This is a genomic window from Pseudomonas taiwanensis DSM 21245, from assembly GCF_000425785.1.
GTDB lineage: Bacteria > Pseudomonadota > Gammaproteobacteria > Pseudomonadales > Pseudomonadaceae > Aquipseudomonas > Aquipseudomonas taiwanensis.
Genome location: NZ_AUEC01000012.1, coordinates 12197 through 37028 on the forward strand (window position 1 = coordinate 12197; position 24832 = coordinate 37028).

22 protein-coding genes are annotated in these 24832 nt (G+C 61.6%); 13 read left to right on the forward strand and 9 right to left on the reverse strand.

Translation table 11 applies throughout. From position 1 onward, the window contains the following. Positions 1-49: 49 nt before the first annotated feature. Both moaB and H620_RS0103925 read left to right on the forward strand, forming a co-directional pair. Positions 50-589 carry a molybdenum cofactor biosynthesis protein B gene (gene moaB, locus H620_RS0103920; protein ID WP_023379558.1) on the forward strand — a complete coding sequence of 180 codons (540 nt, stop codon included), beginning with the start codon at positions 50-52 and terminating at the stop codon, positions 587-589. Next, the gene (locus tag H620_RS0103925) at positions 573-1799 is read left to right on the forward strand and encodes a molybdopterin molybdotransferase MoeA (RefSeq protein ID WP_023379559.1); all 1227 of its coding nucleotides are present in this window, start codon (positions 573-575) and stop codon (positions 1797-1799) included. Before moaB ends, H620_RS0103925 begins: the two co-directional genes overlap by 17 nt. Here H620_RS0103925 and H620_RS0103930 read toward each other — a convergent pair. Together H620_RS0103930 and H620_RS0103935 are read right to left on the reverse strand one after the other, a co-directional pair. Further along, positions 1788-3035: a glycosyltransferase family 4 protein gene (locus H620_RS0103930; protein WP_027906763.1), complete on the reverse strand. Its 1248-nt coding sequence runs from the start codon at positions 3033-3035 to the stop codon at positions 1788-1790. The two genes, H620_RS0103925 and H620_RS0103930, sit on opposite strands and share 12 nt — an antisense overlap. A 52-nt stretch (positions 3036-3087) precedes the next feature. After that, positions 3088-4542, reverse strand: coding sequence for a mannose-1-phosphate guanylyltransferase/mannose-6-phosphate isomerase (locus H620_RS0103935; protein WP_027906764.1), 1455 nt, complete (start codon positions 4540-4542; stop codon positions 3088-3090). 305 nt (positions 4543-4847) lie between these two features. Here H620_RS0103935 and yegS point away from each other — a divergent pair, with 305 nt between their 5' ends. Then, positions 4848-5735, forward strand: coding sequence for a lipid kinase YegS (gene yegS / locus H620_RS0103940; protein ID WP_023379562.1), 888 nt, complete (start codon positions 4848-4850; stop codon positions 5733-5735). Here the strand turns inward: yegS and H620_RS0103945 are convergent. The 3 genes from H620_RS0103945 to H620_RS0103955 form a co-directional block, all read right to left on the reverse strand. Beyond that, complete coding sequence (locus H620_RS0103945) at positions 5719-6378, reverse strand: response regulator (protein ID WP_023379563.1); 660 nt, start codon at positions 6376-6378, stop codon at positions 5719-5721. The genes yegS and H620_RS0103945 overlap by 17 nt on opposite strands. Continuing rightward, positions 6368-7264, reverse strand: a complete 897-nt coding sequence (locus H620_RS0103950) for a sensor histidine kinase (protein WP_027906765.1) — start codon at positions 7262-7264, stop codon at positions 6368-6370. The genes H620_RS0103945 and H620_RS0103950 overlap by 11 nt, the downstream gene beginning before the upstream one ends. A gap of 400 nt (positions 7265-7664) precedes the next feature. Beyond that, positions 7665-8159: a hypothetical protein gene (locus tag H620_RS0103955; RefSeq protein ID WP_023379565.1), complete on the reverse strand. Its 495-nt coding sequence runs from the start codon at positions 8157-8159 to the stop codon at positions 7665-7667. A gap of 340 nt (positions 8160-8499) precedes the next feature. On the opposite strand from H620_RS0103955, the gene H620_RS0103960 reads away from it, so the two are divergent. Continuing rightward, entirely contained in the window at positions 8500-9435 is a 936-nt protein-coding gene (locus H620_RS0103960) for a chemotaxis protein CheV (protein ID WP_023379566.1), read from the forward strand. A gap of 64 nt (positions 9436-9499) precedes the next feature. After that, positions 9500-10300, forward strand: a complete 801-nt coding sequence (locus H620_RS0103965; RefSeq protein ID WP_023379567.1) for an MOSC domain-containing protein — start codon at positions 9500-9502, stop codon at positions 10298-10300. Positions 10301-10391: 91 nt separating this feature from the next. Here H620_RS0103965 and H620_RS0103970 read toward each other — a convergent pair whose 3' ends face one another. Further along, the gene (locus H620_RS0103970; protein ID WP_023379568.1) at positions 10392-12317 is read right to left on the reverse strand and encodes a transglycosylase SLT domain-containing protein; all 1926 of its coding nucleotides are present in this window, start codon (positions 12315-12317) and stop codon (positions 10392-10394) included. A gap of 220 nt (positions 12318-12537) precedes the next feature. On the opposite strand from H620_RS0103970, the gene H620_RS0103975 reads away from it, so the two are divergent. Continuing rightward, the gene (locus H620_RS0103975; RefSeq protein WP_027906766.1) at positions 12538-14466 is read left to right on the forward strand and encodes an ATP-binding cassette domain-containing protein; all 1929 of its coding nucleotides are present in this window, start codon (positions 12538-12540) and stop codon (positions 14464-14466) included. 52 nt (positions 14467-14518) lie between these two features. On the opposite strand, the gene H620_RS0103980 is transcribed toward H620_RS0103975, so the two are convergent. Further along, complete coding sequence (locus tag H620_RS0103980) at positions 14519-14959, reverse strand: universal stress protein (RefSeq protein ID WP_023379570.1); 441 nt, start codon at positions 14957-14959, stop codon at positions 14519-14521. A gap of 108 nt (positions 14960-15067) precedes the next feature. Here H620_RS0103980 and H620_RS0103985 point away from each other — a divergent pair, with 108 nt between their 5' ends. From H620_RS0103985 to H620_RS0104015, 7 genes are all read left to right on the forward strand, one after another. Further along, positions 15068-15505, forward strand: coding sequence for a hypothetical protein (locus H620_RS0103985; RefSeq protein WP_023379571.1), 438 nt, complete (start codon positions 15068-15070; stop codon positions 15503-15505). A gap of 693 nt (positions 15506-16198) precedes the next feature. After that, positions 16199-18346: a fatty acid oxidation complex subunit alpha FadB gene (fadB, locus tag H620_RS0103990; protein ID WP_023379572.1), complete on the forward strand. Its 2148-nt coding sequence runs from the start codon at positions 16199-16201 to the stop codon at positions 18344-18346. 46 nt (positions 18347-18392) lie between these two features. Next, the gene (gene fadA, locus H620_RS0103995; protein ID WP_023379573.1) at positions 18393-19568 is read left to right on the forward strand and encodes an acetyl-CoA C-acyltransferase FadA; all 1176 of its coding nucleotides are present in this window, start codon (positions 18393-18395) and stop codon (positions 19566-19568) included. An 80-nt stretch (positions 19569-19648) separates the two neighbouring features. Further along, a complete protein-coding gene (locus H620_RS0104000) occupies positions 19649-19900 on the forward strand; it encodes a DUF1653 domain-containing protein (protein WP_023379574.1) in 252 nt (83 codons plus the stop codon). A 100-nt stretch (positions 19901-20000) separates the two neighbouring features. Continuing rightward, positions 20001-22610, forward strand: coding sequence for a type I DNA topoisomerase (gene topA, locus H620_RS0104005; protein ID WP_027906767.1), 2610 nt, complete (start codon positions 20001-20003; stop codon positions 22608-22610). An 89-nt stretch (positions 22611-22699) separates the two neighbouring features. After that, entirely contained in the window at positions 22700-23215 is a 516-nt protein-coding gene (locus tag H620_RS0104010) for a DUF6586 family protein (RefSeq protein ID WP_023379576.1), read from the forward strand. Positions 23216-23265: 50 nt separating this feature from the next. Then, complete coding sequence (locus H620_RS0104015) at positions 23266-23499, forward strand: hypothetical protein (RefSeq protein WP_004376430.1); 234 nt, start codon at positions 23266-23268, stop codon at positions 23497-23499. Positions 23500-23539: 40 nt separating this feature from the next. On the opposite strand, the gene sulA is transcribed toward H620_RS0104015, so the two are convergent. Both sulA and lexA read right to left on the reverse strand, forming a co-directional pair. After that, positions 23540-24016, reverse strand: coding sequence for an SOS-induced cell division inhibitor SulA (gene sulA / locus H620_RS0104020; protein WP_023379577.1), 477 nt, complete (start codon positions 24014-24016; stop codon positions 23540-23542). Positions 24017-24029: 13 nt separating this feature from the next. Continuing rightward, positions 24030-24638 (reverse strand): transcriptional repressor LexA, encoded by a 609-nt coding sequence (gene lexA, locus H620_RS0104025; RefSeq protein ID WP_023379578.1) that lies wholly within the window; start codon positions 24636-24638, stop codon positions 24030-24032. Between the last annotated feature and the right edge of the window lie 194 nt (positions 24639-24832).

The window sequence follows — 24832 nt, forward strand, 5'->3', positions numbered from 1 at the left end:
CCGGCTGTGATATAACTGCGGCCATCACTTGCTACTGCGACGAATGCTCATGAAAGCCAAAGCAGACACCCCCTTCGTGCCGCTGAACATCGCCGTGCTCACGGTCAGCGACACCCGTACCTTCGAAACCGATACCTCCGGCCAACTGTTCGTCGACCGCTTGACCGAGGCCGGACACCAACTGGCGGCGCGGGTATTGCTCAAGGACGACCTATACAAGATCCGCGCCCAGGTTGCGAACTGGATCGCCGACGAGACCGTGCAGGTGGTATTGATCACTGGCGGTACCGGTTTCACTGGCCGTGACAGCACCCCGGAAGCCGTGGCGTGCCTGCTGGACAAGCAGGTGGAAGGATTCGGCGAATTGTTCCGGCAGATCTCCGTTGCCGATATCGGCACTTCCACGGTGCAGTCTCGTGCACTGGCAGGCCTGGCCAATGGCACCTTGGTCTGCTGCCTGCCAGGGTCGACCAATGCCGTGCGTACCGGTTGGGACGGCATCTTGGCCGAGCAGCTCGACGCCCGCCATCGCCCCTGCAACTTCGTGCCGCACCTGAAGCAGGCAACGGCCTGTGACAGCCGTGGTTGAGGCAGTGCAGAAGCAGCCGCTGATGTCGGTCGAAGAAGCGCTGCAGCGCTTGATTGCCCTGGCCGAGGCTGCGCCGATCGAGGCACGCGAGATCGTTCCGCTGGCCGAGGCACAGGGCCGGGTCCTGGCGACCGACCTGGTGGCTACGCTGGACCTGCCGCCCTGGCCGAACAGTGCCATGGACGGCTATGCGCTGCGCCTGGACGACTGGCGAGGCGAGCCGCTGCCGGTCAGCCAGCGCATCTTTGCCGGGCATGCCCCCCAACCTTTGCAGCCTGGAACCTGTGCGCGGATCTTCACCGGCGCGCCGCTGCCCGCGGGCGCCGATTGCGTCGAGATGCAGGAAAACGCCGAGGTGCTGGACGATGGCCGGGTGCGTTTCCTCGAGCCCATGAAGCTCGAGCAGAATGTGCGACCACAGGGCCAGGAGACCCGCCAGGGCGAACAGGTGATGGCTGCCGGTACGCGTCTCGGGCCGATTCAGTTGGGCTTGGCGGCGACACTTGGCTTCGCCACCTTGGAGGTGGTGCGAAAGATTCGAGTGGCAGTGCTCAGCACCGGCGATGAATTGGTGGAGCCTGGCCTGCCGCTAGGGCCTGGGCAGATCTACAACAGCAATCGCCGTCTGCTGGTGAGCTGGTTGCAGCGCCTGGGTTGCGAGGTTCGCGATGTGGGCATCCTGGCTGATGACCTGGCCCGCACGCGCGAATGCCTGGCCGGGTTGGGCGATGTCGACCTGATCCTTTCCACGGGCGGTGTTTCCGTCGGTGAAGCTGACTACCTTGGTGCAGTCCTGCGCGAGGCCGGTGAGCTGGCGTTGTGGAAACTTGCGATCAAGCCGGGCAAGCCCCTCACGTTCGGACATTTCCGTGGTGTGCCGGTGATCGGCTTGCCAGGCAACCCAGCGTCCACGCTCGTCACCTTCGGGTTGCTGACCCGCCCCTACCTGTTACGCCGTCAAGGCGTGACCGAGGTGACGCCCTTGCGTTTCGATATGCCTGCCGGTTTCGAATGGACCAAGGCAGGAACCCGCCGCGAATACCTGCGTGCGCGTATCGAGCAAGGCCAGGTGCGGATCTACAAGAACCAGAGTTCTGGTGTGCTGCGCAGCGCGGCATGGGCCGAAGGCCTGGTGGAGGTACGCGAAGGCACCCTGCCCAAGCCGGGCGACAGCGTGCCGTTCATTCCCTTCAGCGAGCTACTTGACTGAACGCCCGAGCCAGGCAGCATCGGTTTGCCTGGCGTCGGCCGGCGTGGCTTGAGTCAGGCGCATATGCACATTCTCCAACTGCTGGGCGCTGACGCTCCAGTCGTGGCGTTGTCGGGCAAACTGGCGGCCGGCCTCGCTGAGCTGGCACATGCGCCATGGTTGGTTGAGTAGTTGCGTGATGAACAGCGCCAACTGGTCGCCGTCGTCACTGCCCAAGTAGTGCTCGCCGTTGTTCACGGCCAAGCCTGAAACGCCCTTGGCAGTGGTGATGACGGGCAAGCCTGCGGCCATTGCCTCAAGAATTTTCACTTTGGAGCCGCCGGCATAGCGCAGGGGCGCGAAAAACAGCGCGGAACGTTGTTGCAGTTCGCGCAGGTCAGGGCGGTAGCCGAGCCATTCGATGCGCGGATCGTTCCAGTGCAGTTTCCAGCTGGCGGGCATGGCGTGCCCGGCGATAGCCAGGCGCACGGCGGGGTTGCTCATCCAGACTTGGGGCAGGATCTCCTCCAGCGCCCATTCGATGGCTTCGAGGTTGGCGCCATACTCGAAATTGCCCACGAACAGCAGACGCTGGCTATGAAATGCCGGGCGCACGTTCTGGTAGTGATCGCAGTCGACACCGTTGACCACCACGTTTACCGGACGCCCGCTGACCTGGCTGAGGAGGTCGGCGTCATGGGTACTCACCGCCACCACTTCGGTGGGTTGGCGCAACACGCGTTGCTCCCAGCGCCGGTAGCGCCAGCGGTCGAAGGCATTGAGCGGTCGCAGCCACAGGGGCAGTTGGTCATGGCAGGCGGCGCCCATCACCGATTCGACCGTGTGCTCGGTCAGCATGTACGGTAAGCCACGGGCCTGCAGGGCTTTTTCGAAAGGCTGGAAGCTGTAGCTGTGCTCGATCTGGATCACATCCCAGGGTTCATCCAGCAATTGTTCGAAGCGGTGTCGAAGGCAGGGGGCCAGGCCGTTGATGATGGCCCGCATCGGGTAGTCGATGATGGGGGATGCCAACAGGTTCAGTGGGCTGTGAAGCGGGCGCCTGGGCAGCACTATCAGGCGCTCGACCAATGGTTCCAGAGCATCGCGGGCGGCATCGCTGAGCGGTATCTTCGACTGCACCAGCAAGGTGATCCGGTGACCGTGCTGCGCGAGGGCGCGCAGCAGGTGGTATTGCCGGGTCTTGCTGCCGCTGGTGGTGGGCCAGGGCAGGTAGGGCAGTGTCCAGAGAATGCGCATGACCCGGAATCCTCGCTAAAGGTCGCGGATAACAAGACGCGCCCGCTGACAATCAGCCAGCAGCTGCTGTCGGGGCGCGTCCATAGATATCAGTAAAGCGTACGATGTCGTCTTCGCCCAGGTATTCGCCGCTCTGTACTTCGATCATCACCAGGTCGATGACGCCAGGGTTGGTCAGGCGGTGGGTGCGGCCTGGTTTGATGAAGGTGGACTCGTTGGTATCGAGCAGGAATTCTTCTTCACCATTGGTCACGCAGGCCATGCCGCTGACCACGATCCAATGTTCGCTGCGGTGATGGTGCATCTGCAGTGACAGGGACTCGCCAGGGCGCACCATGATGCGCTTGATCTTGAACCGCGGGCCTTCCTCCAGCACCGTGTACATCCCCCAGGGACGAGTGACGGTGCGGTGCAGGCGATAGGTTTCGTGGCCCTGGTGCTTGAGCTGCTGGGCGATGACCTTGACCTCCTGGCTGCGCGAGGCATCGGCGATCAGCAGGGCGTCGGGGGTGTCGATGACGATCAGGTTGTCCAGGCCCACGGCGCCAACCAGGCGCTTGGGTGAGTCGATGTAGCAGTTGCGTACATCGTGCAGCACCGCTTCACCGTTGCAGTGGTTGCCGGCGTCGTCGGTCTGGCGCAGCTCACGCACCGCTTCCCAGCTACCGATGTCGCTCCAGCCCAGCTCGCAGGGCACCACGGCGACCTTATCGGAGCGCTCCATCAGGGCGTAGTCGATGGAGATGTCCTCGGCCAGGGCGAAGCTGTCCGCGTCCAACTCCACCTGTAGCGCCTTGTCGCCTTGCTTGATGGCACTGCGCTGCAGGCAGGTGGCGACGCTGCCGAGCACTTCGGGGGCGTGAGCCTGCAGTTCCTCAAGCACACTGCTGGCGCGCAGGCAGAACATGCCGGCGTTCCACAGGTGGCGTCCACCGTCGAGGTATTCCTGGGCGGTAGGCGTGTCGGGCTTTTCAACGAAACGAGCCACCTGATAGGCGTGCTCGTTCAGCGCTTTGCCACGTTCGATGTAGCCGAACCCGGTCTCGGCGCGGTCGGGCACCAGGCCAAAGGTGGTCAGCCAGCCGTTTTCGGCCAGCTGGCGTGCATGAGCGACCGCTTGGGCGAAGGCTTCGAAATCTTGTATCAGGTGGTCGGCGGGCAGGATCAGCAGCAGGCTGTCCTCACCATATTGCGTGGCACAGTGGAGTGCGGCGGCGGCTATCGCCGGAGCCGTATTGCGTCCACTTGGCTCCAGAATGAAGTCCAAGGGCAGCTTGCCTGGATTGACCTGGCCATACTCATCCTGGGTGCGAAAGAATACTTCTCGGTTGGTCACGGTCAGCAAGCGCTCGACCCCGGGTAGGGCGCTGGCACGCGCGAAGGTTTTCTGCAGCAGGCTCTCGCCATCCGGTAAGCGCATGAAGGGCTTGGGCATGGCTTCCCTGGAGACCGGCCAAAGACGGGTACCGGCACCGCCAGCAATGATACAGGGGATCAGAACGCTCATTTCACGACCTCGACTCAGGGCGCCGTCAGTGGCGCCATTGAAGGGGAACGATGCGACCTGTCAGGGTTATGGCGGCAAAAAGTCAAAAAACCGACTTTTCTAGGCATCATCTTCCATGAAGGCCAAATATTTGTCGATCATGCTCCCTGTGAGCGAAGCTTTCAATGATGAATGTGTGAATTTGGTTGTTTTTCGTACGATGGCTTGCGCAGGAGGCCCTCGTCAGTCGAGCAGGGCCATGCAGCATTCTGCGAGAGGCGATGGTCGACATCTGGAGAAGACTGTCTTCACTGGGGAGAAAAACGATGCAAGGGCGCAAGGCGGTGTTGATCCTGCACGGCAAGCAGGCGATGAATGACGAAGTGCGTGAAGCCGTGCGCGGTATGCGCGAGCGCGGTTGGACGTTGGATGTGCGCGTCACCTGGGAAGCCGGGGATGCCCAGCGCTTTGTCGATGAGGCGGTGGCGGCCGGTTACACCCATGTGGTCGCAGGTGGCGGCGATGGCACTTTGCGCGATGTAGCCGAAGCCGTGGGGCTGGCGGCCACGGACGCCAGCCTGGCGCTGCTACCGCTGGGCACCGCCAATGATTTCGCCAAGGCTGCTGGAATACCGCTGGAACCTGCGGCGGCGTTGGCGCTGCTGGAGCAGCCCGCAAAACCGATCGACCTGGGGCAGGTGGGCGAGCAACTGTTTCTCAATATGGCCACTGGTGGTTTCGGTAGCCAGGTGACGGCCAACACCTCGGAGGATCTGAAAAAAGTGCTGGGGGCGGCGGCTTACCTGTTCACTGGGCTGTCGCGTTTCAGTGAGCTGCAAGCCGCCAAGGTGGCGTTGCAAGGGCCGGGGTTCGATTGGCAGGGCGAGTTGCTGGCCCTGGGGATCGGCAATGGACGCCAGGCTGGCGGCGGTCAGGTGCTGTGCCCGGAGGCGGTGGCCGACGATGGCCTGCTGGACATCGCCATCCTCCCTGCGCCTCAGGAAATGTTAGGGGCGCTGCGTGACCTCTTCGCCGGCGAGGGCTTGTTCGTCCGCGCCAGGTTGCCGTGGGTGGAGGTCAAGTGCTCCCAGGGGCTGGACATCAACCTTGACGGCGAACCGTTGCAAGCCGAAAGCCTGCGCTTCGAGGCGAAACCTGCGGCCCTGCGCTTGCACCTGCCGGAGGGCTCGCCGCTGCTCAGTCGTCCAGGCTGATGATTTTTTCGCGTACGGCGAACAGCACCAGGCCGGCCACGTCATAGATCTGCAGACGTTTCATGATCTGCGAGCGGTGGGTTTCAACGGTCTTGATCGACAGGCCAAGGCCGGCGGCGATCTCGCGGGTCGATTTGCCGCGCACGATCAGACGCAGGATCTCCAGCTGGCGGGCGGTCAGGTTGTGACGCTCACTGACGGCGTGCTTGCCATGCTGTGCATGCATGAGTGCCTGATTGATCACGGTGTGGGCGATGGCCGGGCTGAGATAGCGCTCGCCATTGCGCAGGGCGGCCAGGGCCTGTTCCAGCTCGGTAGCGGTGGTGTCCTTGAGCAGGTAGCCATGGGCGCCGCTTTCCAGGGCGCGCATGATCAGCTCCGGGTCGGTGTGCATCGACAGGATCAGCACCTTGCTGGTATTGCCGCTGGCGCGCAGTTGGGTGAGCGCATCCAGCCCGCTGGTGGAACGCATGGAAATGTCCAGCAGGATGATGTCCGGCGCCAACGCATGCACCTGTTCGAGCAGCTGGTTGCCGTCGTCGGCTTCGCCGATCACGGTGTAGCCAGGAATGTCGGAAACCAGGGCTCGGACCCCGGCACGGATCAGCGAGTGGTCGTCCACCAACAGCAATCTACAGGTCATGGGAAGCGGGGGTCCTGGCACGTTCATGGGTGCGTGGCGGCCATGGGAAAATGACATCGATCCGGGTGCCCAGGCCAAGCTGACTGGTGATGGTCAGGTTGCCCTTCAGGGCCACCACCCGTTCCTGCATACCGGCCATGCCGCGTTGGCCGGCCTCGGCCGGGTTGCTCGTGGGAGTGAAGCCGCGACCGTCGTCCTGGATGGTCAGGGCCAGGCCTTCGGGGCTGCGTTGCAGCTTGATGGTCAGGTTGCGTGCCTGGGCATGGCGCAGCATGTTGGTAACGGCTTCCTGGGTGATGCGAAAGACGGCCATGGACACTTCCTCGCCAATCCCCCCCAGGCGTTGGTGGCATTCCAGGCTCCAGTGCACGTCGCTGCTTGCCAGTGTGCGAACCAGGTGAGCACGCAGGCTGGCTTCCAGGCCCAGGCTGGCCAGTTGCCTTGGGTTGAGAATGGCCGAGACATCGCGCACGTTGCTCAAGGTGTCTTCCAGGGTGTCGCGCAGGGTGCTGCACTGTGGCTGCAGGTCGGCTGGCATCCGCCGTTGCAGCCAGTCCAGTTGCAGCTTGGCAGCGGTCAGCAGTTGGCCGATGTCATCATGCAGTTCGCGGCTCAGGCGTTGGCGCTCGCTCTCCTGGACCTTGAGCATGCGGTCGGCCAGTTCCGCCGGCTGCAGGTTGATCGACCTAGCGCCGCGGCTCAAGTGCCAGGCCACACCCAGCGTGGCGATCAGTTGCAATACCAGCAGGCCACCCGGCAGGGGTTGGTTGGCCATGAACAGCACGAGATTGGCGACCAGCGAAGCCACGCACAGCAACGCCGTCATCCAGCGCAGCAGGGCAGTGCGAGAACAGCAACGCAGAGGGATCTTCAAGCGTGGGAGCATAAATAGGGAAGCCACTGAAGTATTGCTGATGGAGGGCCTTGCACAGGTATTACCAGAGGCTTTGGCGTAGTGCTTTCAATCAATCGTCCAGCGCACGTCGAAAGGATCTGCAGGGGTGCCGAGAGCGTTTTCGTGTGCGCATATTAACACTTTGGGATGATTTGGTCGCGGGCAGCCAGAGCATCGAATCCTTAGGATTTGCGGGGGTATCCGGAGGTTTTTTCATCTCCGGACGAGGCAAAATGCCATTGTTTGACCAAGTTGTGTGCTTTTCCGGCGCAACTCGCTTGAATCGTACTCAAGTGCAAACGCCAAACTTTGGCCAAACTTCACTAGTTCGACCATGGTGGGCCTTGAACAATACGCTTAGTTGCTCTTCGGAAGGGGCGTTCGCGCCGCTCTAAAGGGGGGATGAGCGCTGCGCTGGCGCGGCCGAATGAGGATGGGCGCCCGACTGTTCGCGCTCATTGCAGGAGGCACACGTTTGCGGAGCAGGTTGGCCCAATATCCGGGCCAGCTCACCCAGCAGCGTGGTCTGTTCGCAGGTGTCCAGGCTCAGGCGGCCGGTGCGCGGGTCGACCAGCTCCAGTTGCCAGGCCAGCAGTGTCAGGCAGGCATCCACGGCCGGTAGGGCTTCACCCTTTAGGTGTCGTTCGTGGCAAGCAGGGGCCAGCATCCGTTGCAAGGCTTCGGCGTAGAGGGCGACTTCGATCAGGCCCAGGTCGTTGGCGCGACGGGCAAGAGTATCGAGGGTGTTGTTCAGGCAATTGCAGGCATCCGGGTCGTTGTCGATCAGTTCCAGGTGCTGTAGGCATTCCTGGGACTGGGTTAACAAGATCTGCGCATCCAGCAGAAATTCCTGCAGGGCGATGCTGTTCGAGGAGGCGTGGTCCATCATGTCACTCCGGCGGCTTTAGCTGGAGCGGGGGTTGGCAACGCCAAGACGATTGCTAGCAAAAGCCTGACTCCATTCATGCAATGAGAATGGCGTCACATTAATGGCTAAAGGATATTGCGAACATCAGGTTGCACCCGATTGCTGCTAAGGGTTTCCCTGATACTGGGTAGGGGTGGCGACGAAGAAGGTGGGGTTGCGATGATCGCAGTAAAGCATGATGGTAAAGTGATATCAATCGCTGGCAAGGCTTTTTCCTGCGGGGGTCAAGCTGCGCATAAAAATGCCGATACAGGATGGATCAACTCACTTTTCCCACACGAGCCTGGGGGCTTTTCCAATGGCTGGCATTCTCGACACGGTAGACCAACGAACGCAATTGGTGGGTGAAAACCGCCTGGAAATTCTGATGTTCCGCCTGGCAGGTCGCCAGCTGTTCGCGATCAACGTGTTCAAGGTGCAGGAAGTGCTGCAGCTGCCCAAGCTGACCTTGATGCCGCAGCGTCATGCATTCGTCTGCGGCGTGGTGAACCTGCGCGGGCAGACCCTGCCAGTGATCGACCTGTCCCAGGCGATCGGCATGCGCCCGCTGCAGCCGGGCCCGGACAGCACCATCATCGTCACCGAGTACAATCGCTCGGTGCAAGCCTTCCTGGTGGGCGGAGTCGATCGCATCGTCAACATGAACTGGGAAGCCATCATGCCGCCGCCTTCCAGCGCTGGCCGTCAGCATTACCTGACCGCCATTACCAAGGTCGATGACAAGTTGGTGGAAGTGATCGACGTGGAAAAGGTCCTGGCCGAGATCGTTCCCTACAACGCCAGGGTTTCCGGCGACAAGCTCGCCGACCCGGTGCTGTCGCGTGCTCGCGGGCGAGAAGTGTTGCTGGTGGATGACTCCAGCGTAGCCCTGGCGCAGTTGCGCGACACCCTGTCCCAGCTTGGCGTCAAGCTGCATGTGGCCAGCGACGGCCTCAAAGCACTGCGCATGCTCAAGGGGTGGGCCGATGCTGGCGAAGATGTCTGCGAGAAATTGCTGATGGTGTTCACTGACGCCGAGATGCCGGAAATGGATGGTTACCGGCTGACCACCGAGATTCGCGGCGATGCGCGCCTGCGCAAGCTCTATGTGGTGCTGCACACGTCGCTGTCGGGCAGCTTCAACGAGTCCATGGTCAAGAAGGTCGGTTGCGACAATTTCCTCTCCAAGTTCCAGCCTGATCGTCTGGTCGATGTGGTGAAGCAGCGTCTGTTGCTGGATACCGCCAGCGCCTGATACCTGCGCTGACCGTGCGCCGGGTATAAGCTAGGCGTTTTCGGAGAGTGCGAGGCTGGCAGGGATGTTTCTAAGTGAGTTGTATCGATATCCGGTGAAGTCGGGGCAGGCGCAACGCTTGCAGGCTTCGCCGGTGGATCACCTGGGTGTGCTCGGTGATCGTCGCTGGATGGTGGTCGAGGAGGAAAACGGCCGCTTTTTGACCCAGCGCGCCTGGCCGCAACTGAGCCAGCTCAAGGCAAGCCATGTTGAAACGGGGCTGCTCTTGGAAACCCCAGGGCAGCCGTCGCTGCAGGTGAAGATGCCGGAGGCTGACGATGATTTGCGCGGGGTGACGATCTGGCGCGATACCTTGCGGGTGCCCGATGCGGGCGACGAGGCGGCTGCCTGGTTGTCGCAGATGCTCGCAAAGCCTGTACGTCTGGTGTATTGCCCGCCACAGCGTGCTCGCTACCTGCCCAGCGGTTATGGCTTGAACAGCGACCGGGCGGCGTTCCCGGATGGCTTTCCATTCCTGCTGATTGGCCAAGGGTCGTTGGATGAACTCAACCGGCGCATTGGCCGGCCCATGGAAATGCTCCGCTTCCGACCGAATCTGGTGGTGCAGGGCAGTGAGCCGTTCGCCGAGGATAACTGGAAGCGCATTCGCATCGGCGAGTTGGAGTTTCGCCTGCTCAAGCCCAGCGTGCGCTGCATCTTCACCACGCTCGACCCGGTGACCGGAGAGCGCAGCCCGGACCGTGAGCCGTTGACCACGCTCAAGACATTCCGTGAAAAGGAAGGGGATGTGTTGTTCGGGCAGAACCTGGCGGTGGATGGCCGAGGGGTGCTTGAAGTGGGGATGAGGGTCGAGGTGGTGGAATAGCGGGAGTGCTTGCCGGCCTCATCGCCGGCAAGCCGGCTCTTGCAGGGAGCCTGGCCGTGTACCCCCTGACAACCGACAGGGGGAGCATGGCTTACATATCGTCGAAGTACCGCTCATGCCAATCCACCAGCGGTTGCGGCGAATTGAGCTTCTGTCCGTAGATCACCGAATACGACAGCACGTTCTGCACGTACTGGCGAGTTTCATCGAACGGGATCGATTCCACCCACACATCGAAGCTCAGGTGCTTGGCGCCCTTGAGCCACTGCCGTACCCGTCCGGGCCCGGCGTTGTAGGCCGCCGAGGCCAACACCCGGTTGCCGTTGAACTGGCTGTGTACCTGGCTCAGGTAGGCTGCGCCCAGCTGGATGTTCTTGTCCGGGTTGAACACTTGCGACGGCGACGCCAGCGGGATGCTGAACTTGCGTGCGGTTTCCTTGGCCGTTGCCGGCATCAGCTGCATCAGGCCACTGGCACCCACGCTGGAGCGGGCATCTTCCATGAAGGCGCTTTCCTGGCGGGTTATGGCGAACACCCAGCTCGAATGCAGGCCGCGTACCTTGGCCTCGCGCACCAGGGTGTCGCGGTGGGCCATGGGGAAACGGACGTCCAGGTCGTCCCAGTATTGAGCCTGGCTGATGGTGCGAATGGCCGGGAAATACCAGCGCAAGTCATAGGCCAGGCGCGCCTGGGCCACCATCTCGTCACGTGTGAAGTGGCGGCTGACGTGGTACCACTCGCGGCGCCCTTCGACGATCTGGCCGCGGGCGTGGAATTCCAGGGCGCGTTTGATCCCGGGCGTATTACGCACCTTGTTGACCAGTTGCGGGCTCAGCACCAGGGGGCGGTTGTTCAGCTGGTAGGGCGTTTGAGCGCGGTCGGCGGCGAGGAAACCATAGAAATCCCGCTCGCGTGCCACATTCTTGTAAAGCAAGGGGATCTGCGGGTTGTTCGGCTGGGCCAGTTCCAGCGTGCGGGCTTGCCAGTACTTCCAGCGGCTGCTGCTGGCCAGGTCCTGGGGCAGGCGCTTGGTCAGCTCGTAGGCATCTTCCCAGCGGCCCAGACGCAACAGCAGACGCAGGCGCCATTCACTGACGGTGTTGTCGCGCAGTTCCGGGTCGAAACGGGTCATCAGGTCCAGGGCGCGCGGATCATAGCGACGGGCCAGGGTCAGGCCGATTTCCCGGGCGATGGCGACTTTTTCGTCGCGGGAGAAATGCATGCGCTGGGCGTAATCGTCGAGCAGCGCCATGGCGCGCTCTGGGTCCTGCCTGGCGAGGCGGCGCAAGCCGAGGCTGACCACGTCGGACATGGCTTCGTTGACCGGGGTGAAGCGCGAAGGTTGGTTCAGCAGTTCGGGTTTCTGTGCCACGTCGACCAGCAGGCGGCCCTGCGGGGCGAGGGTGGTCAGGGTCTTGACCAGGTTGTTGGCCAGCCCATAGTTGCGGGCTTGGGCGGCAAGCTTGGTGCGATTCCAGCGCTTGGCCTCGGTCAGCTGGCCTTCGGCTGCCCACATGCCGAACAGGGTGTCGCAGGCCGCAGGTTGCGACTTGCCGACATTCCACAGTTTTTCGGCGCTGGCGAAACCTTCGGCACGCATGCCATGGCTCAGTTGGTACTGACCGTTGAGGCAGTCCAGTTCAGTGAAATTGAGCTTGGGGTCGTAGTACTTGGCGAAGGTATTCCATTCGCCACGTTCGGCTAGCCAACGCAGCCAGCGCAGTTTCATCCAGTTGGCTTGTGGCAGGTCGCCATGCTTGGCCAGGAACCCCTCGATTTCTTCATTGCTGGCGCTTTTCAGGCGAGCGGTGAGCTCGTCATAGGCCAGGTAAGGCGTCAGCGGGTAGTCGCGCAGGGCCTGGGCGTAACGCAGGTACGGGCCTTTGTCGCCCTTGGCCAAGGCACGTTTGGCCTCGTCGTAGTACTGGCGTTGCAGGGAGAGGTCGGTGGCCTGCACCGCTGTGGCGGCAGCGGTGAGCAGCAGGCAGGATGCAATGTGTAACAGGCGGCTGCGCATGATACGTCCGGGCAGTTGAACCATGGGAAAGTGACGGCGATGCCAGCACTGTTGGAATCTATTGCTTAGCTTAGCCGTTTGCCCGCGACGGGTGAAAGCGCTGTGCTTGTATCAAGGCGTAAAGTTCGACCGGATGTCGCCAGGCCCTGGCAGGATGGCCAACTTAATGCCGGAAGGGGCCAAGTCAGGTAGAATGCGCGCCCGCTTTCTGGAGACGAACATGACCCTGCTCAAATTCAGCGATGTGTCCCTCGCATTCGGCGCCATGCCGCTGCTGGACAAAGTGTCCTGGCAGATCGCCCGTGGCGAGCGGGTGTGCATCATCGGCCGCAACGGCACCGGCAAGTCGAGCATGCTGCGCCTGGTAAAGGGTGAGCAGAAGGGCGATGACGGCGAAATCTGGCGTGCCCCCGGCCTGAAGATTGGTGAGCTGCCTCAGGAGCTGCCCGTAGCCGACGAGCGCAGCGTGTTCGACGTGGTGGCCGAAGGCCTTGATGGCGTGGGCGCGTTGCTGGCCGAATATCATCACCTGAGCCAGAACATTCAGGGTGATGAAGATCTGGAAAAACTCATGCATGTCCAGCACGAACTGGAGGCGCGCGATGGCTGGCGCCTGCAGCAGGTGGTGGAAAGCACCCTGAGCCGCCTGCAATTGCCGGCCGACAAGACCCTGGCCGAGCTGTCAGGCGGCTGGCGCCGTCGTGTGCTGCTGGCCCAGGCGTTGGTGTCCGAGCCCGACCTGCTGTTGCTGGACGAGCCGACCAACCACCTGGACATCGGCGCCATCGCCTGGCTCGAAGAAGCCCTGAGCGGCTTCAACGGTGCCGTGTTGTTCATTACCCACGACCGTTCGTTCCTGCAGAACCTGGCGACGCGCATCCTCGAGCTCGACCGTGGCGGCCTGATTGACTGGAATGGCGATTACGCCAGCTTCCTGGTGCACAAAGAAGCGGCCCTGGCCGCGGAAGAGACCGCCAACGCGCTGTTCGACAAGCGTCTGGCCCAGGAAGAGGTATGGATTCGCCAGGGCATCAAGGCCCGTCGTACCCGCAACGAAGGCCGTGTGCGTGCGCTCAAGGCATTGCGTGTGGAACGTAGTGAGCGCCGCGAGCGTCAGGGCAAGGCCAACATCCAGATCGAGGCGGCGGAGAAGTCCGGCAAGCAGGTCATGGTGCTGGAGAATGTCAGCTTCGCGCACCCTGACGGGCCGATGCTGGTGAAGGACTTCTCGATGGTCCTGCAGCGCGAAGACCGTATTGGCCTGTTGGGCGCCAACGGTACAGGCAAGACCACGCTGCTGAAGCTGATGCTCGGCGATCTTGAGCCGACCTCCGGCAAGGTAGAGCGTGGCACCAAGCTCGAAGTGGCCTATTTCGACCAGATGCGCCACCAGCTCGACCTGGAAAAGACCGTGATCGACAACCTGGCCGAAGGCCGGGACTTCATCGACATCGACGGGCAGAGCCGCCATGTGCTGAGCTACCTGGGCGACTTCCTGTTCAGCCCGCAGCGCGCGCGTACCCCGGTCAAGGCGCTGTCCGGCGGCGAGCGTGCGCGACTGCTGCTGGCCAAGCTGTTCAGCAAGCCTGCCAACCTGTTGGTCCTCGACGAGCCGACCAACGACCTGGATGTCGAGACGCTGGAGCTGCTGGAGGAAGTACTGTCCAACTACAAGGGCACGGTACTGATGGTCAGCCACGACCGGGCTTTCCTCGACAACGTGGTGACCAGCACCCTGGTGTTCGAGGGGGAGGGCAAGGTCCGCGAGTACGTCGGTGGCTATGAAGACTGGATTCGCCAGGGTGGCTCGCCGAAGTTGCTGGGTGTGACCGAAAGCAAGGGCGGCAAGTCGGAGCTCAACAGCGCGGTGGTGGAAAAGCCTGTCGTCGAGGCGGCGCCGGCCCCTGCAGCCGCGGCCGTTGATGCGTCGAAGAAAAAGCTCAGCTACAAGTTGCAGCGCGAGCTGGAGGCGTTGCCGGGGCAGATCGACGAGCTGGAGCAGCGCATGGCGGTGGTTCAGGAAGAGGTCAATGCACCTGGCTTCTACCAGCGCCCTATCGGTGAAACCTCGGCTGTGCTGGCGAAGCTGGAGAAGCTGCAGGCTGAGCTGGATACCTTGGTAGAGCGCTGGGCCGAGCTGGAAGGTTGATCCGACGGGCCCTATCGCCGGCACGCCGACGATAGGGCCCGTGCGGGTTGGATCATTCCTTCTTCTGCAACCGCACCGCCAAGACATCGCAAGGGGCGCCATGCAACACGTCATTGGCGGTAGAGCCCAGCAGCAATGCCAGCCCGTGGCGGCCATGGCTGCCGACCACGATCAGGTCGCAATGTTGTTCCTTGGCCAACTGGTGGATTTCCTGGCGCGGCTGGCCGTAGGTCAGGTGCGAATCGCCACGATTGATGTCCGGGTACTTGTTGAACAGTCGGTCCATGCGCTCCTTGGCTTGGTCGAACTGCTGCTGCTGCAGCTGAGACAGGTCCATGGGCACATCACCGCCGAATGCCATGGCCATCGGCTCGACGATATGCACCAGAGAGACCTTGGCGCCTGTAGGCTCTGCGAGCTTCATGGCGCGCTTGATCACCGGGTCGCATTCTTCGGTCAGGTCGACGGCAACCAGAAGATGTTCGTAGGACATGAGCTGTACTCCTGACAATCGCGATATTGGAAGTATGGTCGCTTTGGGGCAGGTCTTCCGTGAAACTTGAGTAACCCGCTCATTTGCAACGCTTTATGGAATCTAGATATGACGGTATGGCTGGTGGTGTCAATCCTTGCCCTGATTCTCAGTCCGCTTTCCTGGCTGCGTCTTTCACGCAAGCAGGGAGAACAGATGAGTCTGCGCCTGGAGGCTCGGCGCATGGGGCTGGCCATGCAGTTGGCGCCGCAGCAGTGGCCGCACTGGCTGGAAAAAGAGCCGCCTAGCCCGTGTCCTCAGTACCATCGGGCCCGCCGCAAAGGGCACGAAGATAGCTGGTGCTACTGGCAGGTCAGTCCCGGCGTATGGTGGAACCAGTGGCGTGAAGTGTGCGAGGAACCCCGCCTGAACGAGGTGTTCGCGCGTCTGCCTGGGACCGTCTACAAGGTCGAGGCTGACAAACGCATGATTGCGCTGTACTGGAGCGAGCGCGGTGATAAATCTGTGTTGCAGGATATTGCTCACGCCTTTGAAACCCTCGCTTGATCACGCGTTAACGACAAAGCGGCAACATGGCAACGCCCCCAGGAGGGTAGGTGCCAGGTTGCCGCTTTGTCGTTTCTGCAGTGCAGAAAAGGCCAGGCAGGCCGGGAATTTCTTGGAGCCACTGGCAGTGTAGAGGGTTATTGAGGGAATGCCTGGATTTTTTTGTGGGATGTGCGCAGGGGCGCGGTAGGTGGCTGGCGATGATTATTCGGGGCCTGTTCGATCGCCCGCAGCCCGCGCGGCGCATCGCGAGCAAGGCTCGCTCCTACAGATCATCGATTTCCTACCCACAGGAATAACTAGCCCGAAACAGACGTGGGGGCGAGCCTTGCTCGCGATCTACGCTTCACCGAACATCTCAAGGCCAACACCTTCGCCCCCCCTGAATGGTCAATCGCTGACATGAATGATCAGCGATCACTGTCATCATGTATCGAACCCTGCCGTTGCAAAATGACTGGAAAGTCGCGTTTTCATGGTCTTCGCGAGCATTTGACAACGCCGATCTTTTCGGAGAATGTGTGCATACCCAAATCAAACGGGCGTATGAATTGAGCGTTTGTATGTCACAACGCTCACTCAGAACCCCGACTCGCGCGCTAACGGGTGTGCCTGGGGCAAGGGCAGCATGGCCAGCTCTGCCGCCAGCGTTCGGTGCGTACAGTTCAGCTTCCATATCGTGGAGATCAGTTGATGATTTACGAAGGTAAAGCCATCACGGTTAAGGCTCTTGAAAGCGGCATCGTCGAACTGAAGTTCGACCTCAAGGGTGAGTCCGTCAACAAGTTCAATCGCCTGACCCTGGACGAGCTGCGCCAGGCCGTCGACGCCATCAAGGCCGACGCCTCGGTGAAAGGCGTGATCGTCAGCAGTGGCAAGGACGTGTTCATCGTCGGCGCCGACATCACCGAATTCGTCGAGAACTTCAAGCTGCCCGAGGCCGAACTGGTTGCCGGCAACCTGGAAGCCAACCGCATCTTCAATGCCTTCGAAGACCTCGAAGTACCGACGGTCGCGGCCATCAACGGCATCGCCCTGGGTGGCGGCCTGGAAATGTGCCTGGCGGCCGATTACCGCATCATGTCCTCCAGCGCCAAGATCGGTCTGCCAGAGGTCAAGCTGGGTATCTATCCTGGCTTCGGTGGTACCGTGCGCCTGCCGCGCCTGATCGGCTCCGACAACGCCATCGAGTGGATTGCCTCGGGCAAGGAAAACCGTGCCGATGACGCGCTGAAAGTCGGTGCGGTCGATGCCGTGGTCGCCCCTGAACTGCTGCAGGCCGGGGCCCTGGACCTGATCAAGCGCGCCATCAGCGGCGAGCTGGACTACAAGGCCAAGCGCCAACCGAAGCTCGAGAAGCTCAAGCTCAATGCCATCGAGCAGATGATGGCCTTCGAAACCGCCAAAGGCTTCGTGGCCGGGCAGGCCGGCCCGAACTATCCGGCTCCGGTCGAAGCCATCAAGACCATCCAGAAAGCCGCCAACTTCGGCCGCGACAAAGCGCTGGAAGTCGAGGCCGCAGGTTTCGCCAAGCTGGCCCGTACCTCGGTCGCCGAAAGCCTGGTCGGCCTGTTCTTGAACGATCAGGAGCTCAAGCGCAAGGCCAAGGCCCATGATGAAATCGCCCACGACGTGAAGCAGGCTGCCGTGCTCGGCGCCGGCATCATGGGGGGTGGTATCGCTTATCAGTCGGCGGTCAAAGGTACCCCGATCCTGATGAAGGATATTCGCGAGGAAGCCATCCAGCTGGGCCTGAACGAGGCTTCCAAGCTGCTCGGCAAGCGTGTCGAGAAAGGCCGCCTGACCCCGGCGAAAATGGCGGAGGCGCTCAACGCCATTCGTCCGACGCTGTCCTACGGCGACTTCGCCAACGTCGACATCGTGGTCGAAGCCGTTGTCGAGAACCCGAAGGTCAAGCAGGCTGTATTGGCCGAAGTCGAAAGCCAGGTGAAGGAAGATGCGATCCTCGCCTCCAACACCTCGACCATCTCCATCAACTTGTTGGCCAAGGCCCTCAAGCGTCCAGAGAACTTCGTCGGCATGCACTTTTTCAACCCGGTGCACATGATGCCGCTGGTGGAAGTGATTCGTGGCGAGAAATCCAGCGATGTAGCGGTCGCCACCACCGTGGCGTACGCCAAGAAGATGGGCAAGAACCCGATCGTGGTCAACGACTGCCCCGGCTTCCTGGTCAATCGCGTGCTGTTCCCGTATTTCGGCGGCTTCGCCAAGCTGGTCAGCGCCGGTGTCGACTTCGTGCGCATCGACAAGGTTATGGAGAAGTTCGGCTGGCCCATGGGGCCGGCGTACCTGATGGACGTCGTCGGCATCGACACCGGCCACCACGGCCGTGACGTAATGGCCGAAGGCTTCCCGGACCGCATGAAAGATGACCGTCGCTCGGCCGTCGATGCGCTCTACGAGGCCAACCGTCTCGGCCAGAAGAACGGCAAGGGCTTCTACGCCTACGAAACCGACAAGCGCGGCAAACCGAAGAAAGTGGCCGACAGCAGCGTGCTCGACGTCCTCAAGCCGATCGTGTTCGAAGCGCGTGAAGTCAGCGACGAAGACATCATCAACTGGATGATGATCCCGCTGTGCCTCGAAACCGTGCGCTGCCTGGAAGATGGCATCGTCGAAACCGCCGCCGAAGCCGACATGGGCCTGGTCTATGGCATTGGCTTCCCTCCCTTCCGTGGTGGTGCGCTGCGTTACATCGATTCGATCGGGGTGGCCGAGTTCGTTGCCCTGGCTGACCAATATGCCGACCTCGGACCGCTGTACCACCCGACCGCGAAGCTGCGCGAGATGGCCAAGAATGGCCAGCGCTTCTTCAACTGAGCGGCCCCACAGCGCCTGAGAGCAAGAGTAGAGCGAGAGTATTGATATGAGCCTCAATCCAAGAGACGTGGTGATTGTCGACTTCGGTCGCACCCCGATGGGCCGCTCCAAGGGTGGCATGCACCGCAACACCCGTGCCGAAGACATGTCTGCGCACCTGATCAGCAAGCTACTGGAGCGTAATGACAAGGTCGACCCGAAAGAAGTCGAGGACGTGATCTGGGGCTGCGTCAACCAGACCCTGGAGCAGGGCTGGAACATCGCCCGCATGGCGTCGCTGATGACCCAGATCCCGCACACTTCCGCAGCCCAGACCGTCAGCCGGCTGTGCGGTTCGTCGATGAGCGCACTGCACACCGCCGCCCAGGCGATCATGACCGGCAACGGTGACGTGTTCGTGGTCGGTGGCGTCGAGCACATGGGCCACGTCAGCATGATGCACGGCGTCGACCCGAACCCGCACATGTCGCTGTATGCCGCCAAGGCTTCAGGCATGATGGGCCTGACCGCTGAAATGCTCGGCAAGATGCACGGCATCAGCCGTGAGCAACAGGACCTGTTTGGCCTGCGCTCGCACCAGCTCGCCCACAAGGCGACGGTCGAGGGCAAGTTCAAGGATGAGATCATCCCGATGCAGGGCTATGACGAGAACGGCTTCCTGAAGGTCTTCGACTTCGACGAGACCATCCGCCCGGAAACCACCCTCGAAGGCCTGGCGTCGCTCAAGCCGGCGTTCAACCCCAAAGGGGGTACCGTCACCGCCGGTACGTCGTCGCAGATCACCGATGGTGCCTCGTGCATGATCGTCATGTCTGGCCAGCGTGCCATGGACCTGGGCATCCAGCCATTGGCGGTCATCCGCTCCATGGCGGTGGCCGGTGTCGACCCAGCGATCATGGGCTACGGTCCGGTGCCGTCGACCCAGAAAGCCCTCAAGCGTGCTGGCCTGACCATGGCCGACATCGACTTCATCGAGCTCAACGAAGCCTTCGCCGCACAGGCCCTGCCAGTGCTGAAAGATTTGAAAGTGCTCGACAAGATGGATGAGAAGGTTAACCTGCACGGCGGCGCCATCGCTTTGGGCCACCCGTTCGGTTGCTCTGGGGCGCGAATTTCCGGCACCCTGCTCAACGTCATGAAGCAGAATGGCGGTACCCTCGGTGTAGCCACCATGTGCGTCGGCCTGGGTCAAGGCATCACCACTGTCTTCGAGCGCGTCTGATCGCGTTGCAAGTCAGCAGCCGGGGCCCAGTGCCCCGGTTTTTGTTTTTTTACAGATTTTGTTTCAAGAGGGTGAGTGACATGCAGATACAACCAGGCGTGTATCGTCATTACAAAGGGCCTGAGTACCGTGTCTTCGCCGCTGCCCAGCACTCCGAGACCGAAGAATGGGTGGTGTTCTACCAGGCGCTGTACGGCGAATTCGGGCTGTGGGTACGGCCACTTTCGATGTTCCTCGAATCAGTCGAGGTTGACGGCGAGCAGGTGCCACGCTTTGCTTTGGTCAAGGCCGAAGAGGGGCTGTCCGGGCACTTGGCCGGGCCAGGCGAGTGATCGACCGCGCTTGACCTCACTCTTTTGCCACTATATATAGCGGTGCCGCGTCTGGCACCTGACGCGTTTTTAATCTTCAGATTCAGGAATACTCCGATCCATGGGCAAATCGCTGGTCATTGTGGAATCCCCGGCCAAGGCCAAGACCATCAACAAGTACCTGGGCAACCAGTACGTGGTGAAGTCGAGTATCGGCCATATCCGAGACCTCCCCACCAGCGGTTCGGCCAGCGCCAGCAAAGAGCCGGCCGCCAAGCGCGGCAAGACTGCGGGTGAGGCTCCGGCCCTGTCGCCCAAGGAAAAGGCGCGGCGCCAGCTGGTGGCACGCATGGGCGTCGACCCAGAACACGGCTGGAAGGCCAAGTACGAGATCCTGCCTGGCAAGGAGAAGGTGATCGACGAACTGCGCCGCCTGGCCAAGGATGCCGACACCATCTATCTCGCAACCGACTTGGATCGCGAAGGGGAGGCCATTGCCTGGCATCTGCGCGAAGCCATTGGTGGGGACGACAGCCGCTACAAGCGCGTGGTGTTCAACGAAATCACCAAGAAGGCCATCCAGGATGCCTTCTCCCAGCCGGGCGAACTCGACATCGACCGCGTCAATGCCCAGCAGGCGCGGCGCTTCCTCGACCGGGTGGTTGGCTACATGGTTTCGCCATTGCTGTGGGCCAAGATCGCCCGCGGCCTGTCCGCTGGACGGGTGCAGTCGGTGGCGGTGAAGCTGGTGGTCGAGCGCGAGCGCGAAATCCGGGCTTTCATCCCCGAGGAATACTGGGAAGTCCACGCTGACCTGGGCACCGCCAAGAACGCCAAGGTGCGCTTCGAAGTGGCTCGCGAGAACGGCGAAGCCTTCAAGCCGCTCAATGAAGCCCAGGCCATGGCCGCACTGGAGAAGCTCAAGGCTTCCAGCTACAGCGTGGTCAAGCGCGAAGACCGGCCGACCAGTAGCAAGCCGTCGGCACCGTTCATTACCTCCACCTTGCAGCAGGCTGCGAGCAATCGCCTGGGCTTCGGGGTGAAGAAGACCATGATGATGGCCCAGCGTCTGTACGAAGCGGGTTACATCACCTACATGCGTACCGACTCGACCAACCTGTCGGCCGACGCCCTGGACATGGCGCGCAGCTACATCGAGCGTGAGTTCGGCAAGCAGTACCTGCCGGAAGCTGCGCTGGTGTACGGCAGCAAGGAGGGCGCTCAGGAAGCGCACGAAGCGATTCGTCCTTCTGACGTCAATACCCATCCGACCAAGCTCAGCGGCATGGAACGCGATGCCGAGCGCTTGTACGAGCTGATCTGGCGTCAGTTCCTGGCCTGCCAGATGCCGCCGGCGCAATACCTGTCCACCAGCGTCACGGTCGCTGCTGGCGACTTCGAGCTGCGTGCCAAGGGCCGTATCCTGAAGTTCGACGGTTATACCCGTGTGCTGCCACAGCAGAGCAAGCCAGGCGAAGACGATGTGCTGCCGGAAATGGCCCAGGGTGAGGCGTTGAAGCTGATCCAACTCGACCCGAGCCAGCATTTCACCAAGCCACCGGCGCGCTTCACCGAGGCCAGCCTGGTCAAGGAAATGGAAAAACGTGGGATCGGTCGTCCGTCCACCTATGCGGCGATCATCTCCACCATCCAGGACCGTGGCTATGTGACCCTGCACAACCGCCGCTTCTATTCCGAGAAGATGGGTGACATCGTCACCGAACGCCTCTCCGAGAGTTTCTCCAATCTGATGGATTACGGCTTCACCGCCGACATGGAAGAGAACCTCGACGACGTGGCCCAGGGCGAGCGTGACTGGAAGAACGTGCTGGACGAGTTCTACGGCGACTTCAGCAAGAAACTGCTGACGGCCGAGTCGGCAGAGAACGGCATGCGTGCCAACCAGCCGACCATGACCAACATTCCGTGCAAGGAATGCGGGCGGCCGATGATGATCCGTACCGCTTCGACCGGCGTGTTCCTGGGTTGCTCGGGATACAGCCTGCCGCCCAAAGAGCGCTGCAAGGCCACCGTGAACCTGGTGCCGGGTGACGAGATTGCTGCAGACGACGAGGGCGAGTCGGAATCCCGCGTGCTGCGTGGCAAGCACCGTTGCCCGATCTGCGCGACGGCGATGGATGCCTACCTGCTGGACGAAAAGCACAAGCTGCATATCTGCGGTAACAACCCGGACTGTGCGGGCTACGAGATCGAGGAAGGCAACTACCGGATCAAGGGCTACGAAGGGCCGAGCCTGGAGTGCGACAAGTGCGGTAGCGAGATGCAGCTCAAGACAGGCCGTTTCGGCAAGTTCTTCGGTTGCACCAATCCTTCGTGCAAGAACACCCGCAAGCTGCTCAAGAGCGGCGAAGCGGCGCCACCGAAGATGGATAAGGTGGACATGCCGGAGCTCAAGTGCGAGAAGGTCGACGATACCTACGTGCTGCGCGACGGCGCTTCTGGGCTGTTCCTGGCCGCCAGCCAGTTCCCCAAGAACCGCGAAACCCGGGCCCCGCTGGTGATGGAGATCGTTCCACACAAGCACGAGATCGACCCTAAGTACCACTTCCTCTGCGATGCGCCGCAGAAGGACCCTGAAGGCCGTCCAGCGGTGATTCGCTACAGCCGCAAGACCAAGGAGCAATACGTGCAGTCCGAGGTCGATGGCAAGCCGACCGGCTGGAAGGCGTTTTACGACGGGAGTACCTGGAAAGTCGAAGACAAGCGCTGATTCCTCGGTGCTGTAATTGGGGCCGCTTTGCGGCCCTGATCATTTATGATGCAGTAATATGCCTTGCAGCCTATGGGAGGGCACTCGAAATGGCCCAGGAACTCTACACCCGCACCAACCAGAAACTGTTCTTCGCCGGCCTCGCCCTCGAATCGATGGCCAAGGCCGAACAGAGCCAGGCCATGAATGCCCAGGGCCTGGTCCAGGCTGAACGCGAGGCAGCGTTGTTTCACCTCAATGGCGCGCTGCTGGGACTGTGTCACGAGATCGGCGGCTTCTACCGGCTGCCGGTAGTGGCTTCGGTCGAGCAGGCGCTCGCCGACGATGCGCTGAACGACATCGCCATCCCTGAAGTGGCTGAAATGCTCGAACTGGTGCGCCAGCGGGAAACCTGGCTGGCGCAACTGGTCAGTGCTTATGCCGATTTGTTCCGACCGCCGGTCGCGAAGAAAACCCCTAAAACCGACGTCACCCAACCGCTGATCCAGGCTGTCAATCTCGACGAACCCGAGCAACCTGCGCTGTCGAGAGCAACCCTGGAAAGCTGGAGGAACAACCTTAAGGACTTGGTGAGACGGTTCCGTGACGCGTTGAGTGAGTGCTGATCACTGATTCGACTGGTACAATGCTGGCCTTTCGAGGAGAACAGCCCTATATGTCAACGTCCTTTCTAGAAATTGTCGAGTTGCCTGATGGCCGGATCGAACTGCGTCGTGCCGAGGACGAAGGCTCTCTGGTAACCCTGGATTTCTCGGAGGACGCCAAGGCGTTCTTGCAGGGGCAGCACGTCGAAGTCGCCAAGGCAATGCTGAGCGTCGGCGTGCAAATGGCAGGTCGCCTCATGGATGGCGAACTCGAACGCGACGAAGGACCGCGCGTACTGCACTAAACGAAGAGTGTGGTGTGAGGTAACAGGCAAAGCCTGAACATCAGCCGAGGCGGATGTTCAGGCTTTGTGCGTTTCCGGCGTTGGCTGCGCGCACCAGTTGCTGGCGTGCGCTGGCGTTGATGTTCCCTAGCCAGCTCACTACGGTATGGCTAAGGCCAAGGCGCAGGGCTTCACAGGCCAGTTGCAGCGGGCTCTGGTTGCCGCGAGGGTGCAGCAGCAGAATGCGTTCGCGGTTGAGGCCTGCATCCCGCAGCCAGGCTTGTGTCAGGTTAGAGGGTGGGGCGATCAGGGTCAGCCAGCGGGCGTCGTCTTCTTCGCTCAGTTCGCGTAGCACAGGCGCCAGCAGGTTTTGGCAGTGTCCAACTGCGCCGCGCAGTGACAGTTCGCTAAACAGCTCGGGTTGGCTGTGCTTGCGCGCCGGCTCTTGTGCCTTCAAGCCAGGCAATACCGGCTGGGCGAGGAAAGCCTCGAACAGCGGGAGCTGAACTTGCTGGGGTGCATGGATGGACTGCTGCATGACGCCTCCTGGATCAGCGGCGAATGACGCCGACACTCAAGCCCTCGATAACCAGTTCCTGTTCTTTCAGGTCGACTTCGATGGGGGCGAATTCGGGGTTCTCGGCAATAAGCCAGACTTTGCTGCCTTCACGCTTGAAGCGCTTGACCGTTACTTCGTCACCGATGCGGGCGACGACGATCTGGCCGTTTCGGGCTTCACGGCAGGTATGGACGGCGAGCAGGTCGCCATCGAAAATGCCGATGTCCTTCATGCTCATGCCATGTACGCGCAGCAGGTAGTCGGCGCGTGGATGGAAGAAGGCAGGGTTGATGTTGCAGGATTGCTCGATATGCTGCTCGGCGAGAATCGGTGCGCCGGCCGCGACCCGGCCAATGATTGGCAGGCCGTTTTCTTCTGCCTTGGCTTCGAACCCAGGGACACGAATGCCGCGGGAGGCCCCAGGGGTCATTTCGATCGCGCCTTTACGGGCGAGGGCCTTGAGGTGTTCCTCGGCGGCGTTGGGCGACTTGAAGCCCAGCTCTTGAGCGATCTCCGCGCGCGTCGGCGGGAAGCCGTTGTCTTCGAGGCAACGTTTGATGAAGGCCAGAATTTCGGCTTGGCGTGACGTCAGTTTCAACATGGCGAGCGCTCTGTCTTTTTATACAGTGACTGGGATTATATACAGTGGCTGGCCCACTGCAAGCGTTGTGCACGCGGAAAAGGCTGGCAATGTGCTGCATGAGGCGCTGGGCGTGGCGGGCAGCGTGGCCTGCAGCGTGTAGGGCGAAGCTGTGTTTTAATGGCGACCGCACGGTCAGCGAGCCTTGACATAAA

What these genes read in the sequence shown, in the direction of transcription:
- moaB (WP_023379558.1), top strand. Translation starts at nt 50, where the DNA reads ATGAAAGCCAAAGCAGACACCCCCTTCGTGCCGCTGAACATCGCCGTG.
- H620_RS0103930 (WP_027906763.1), bottom strand. Translation starts at nt 3,035, where the DNA reads ATGCGCATTCTCTGGACACTGCCCTACCTGCCCTGGCCCACCACCAGC.
- H620_RS0103935 (WP_027906764.1), bottom strand. Translation starts at nt 4,542, where the DNA reads ATGAGCGTTCTGATCCCCTGTATCATTGCTGGCGGTGCCGGTACCCGT.
- yegS (WP_023379562.1), top strand. Translation starts at nt 4,848, where the DNA reads ATGCAAGGGCGCAAGGCGGTGTTGATCCTGCACGGCAAGCAGGCGATG.
- H620_RS0103945 (WP_023379563.1), bottom strand. Translation starts at nt 6,378, where the DNA reads ATGACCTGTAGATTGCTGTTGGTGGACGACCACTCGCTGATCCGTGCC.
- H620_RS0103950 (WP_027906765.1), bottom strand. Translation starts at nt 7,264, where the DNA reads ATGCTCCCACGCTTGAAGATCCCTCTGCGTTGCTGTTCTCGCACTGCC.
- H620_RS0103955 (WP_023379565.1), bottom strand. Translation starts at nt 8,159, where the DNA reads ATGGACCACGCCTCCTCGAACAGCATCGCCCTGCAGGAATTTCTGCTG.
- H620_RS0103960 (WP_023379566.1), top strand. Translation starts at nt 8,500, where the DNA reads ATGGCTGGCATTCTCGACACGGTAGACCAACGAACGCAATTGGTGGGT.
- H620_RS0103965 (WP_023379567.1), top strand. Translation starts at nt 9,500, where the DNA reads ATGTTTCTAAGTGAGTTGTATCGATATCCGGTGAAGTCGGGGCAGGCG.
- H620_RS0103970 (WP_023379568.1), bottom strand. Translation starts at nt 12,317, where the DNA reads ATGCGCAGCCGCCTGTTACACATTGCATCCTGCCTGCTGCTCACCGCT.
- H620_RS0103975 (WP_027906766.1), top strand. Translation starts at nt 12,538, where the DNA reads ATGACCCTGCTCAAATTCAGCGATGTGTCCCTCGCATTCGGCGCCATG.
- H620_RS0103980 (WP_023379570.1), bottom strand. Translation starts at nt 14,959, where the DNA reads ATGTCCTACGAACATCTTCTGGTTGCCGTCGACCTGACCGAAGAATGC.
- H620_RS0103985 (WP_023379571.1), top strand. Translation starts at nt 15,068, where the DNA reads ATGACGGTATGGCTGGTGGTGTCAATCCTTGCCCTGATTCTCAGTCCG.
- fadB (WP_023379572.1), top strand. Translation starts at nt 16,199, where the DNA reads ATGATTTACGAAGGTAAAGCCATCACGGTTAAGGCTCTTGAAAGCGGC.
- fadA (WP_023379573.1), top strand. Translation starts at nt 18,393, where the DNA reads ATGAGCCTCAATCCAAGAGACGTGGTGATTGTCGACTTCGGTCGCACC.
- H620_RS0104000 (WP_023379574.1), top strand. Translation starts at nt 19,649, where the DNA reads ATGCAGATACAACCAGGCGTGTATCGTCATTACAAAGGGCCTGAGTAC.
- topA (WP_027906767.1), top strand. Translation starts at nt 20,001, where the DNA reads ATGGGCAAATCGCTGGTCATTGTGGAATCCCCGGCCAAGGCCAAGACC.
- H620_RS0104010 (WP_023379576.1), top strand. Translation starts at nt 22,700, where the DNA reads ATGGCCCAGGAACTCTACACCCGCACCAACCAGAAACTGTTCTTCGCC.
- H620_RS0104015 (WP_004376430.1), top strand. Translation starts at nt 23,266, where the DNA reads ATGTCAACGTCCTTTCTAGAAATTGTCGAGTTGCCTGATGGCCGGATC.
- sulA (WP_023379577.1), bottom strand. Translation starts at nt 24,016, where the DNA reads ATGCAGCAGTCCATCCATGCACCCCAGCAAGTTCAGCTCCCGCTGTTC.
- lexA (WP_023379578.1), bottom strand. Translation starts at nt 24,638, where the DNA reads ATGTTGAAACTGACGTCACGCCAAGCCGAAATTCTGGCCTTCATCAAA.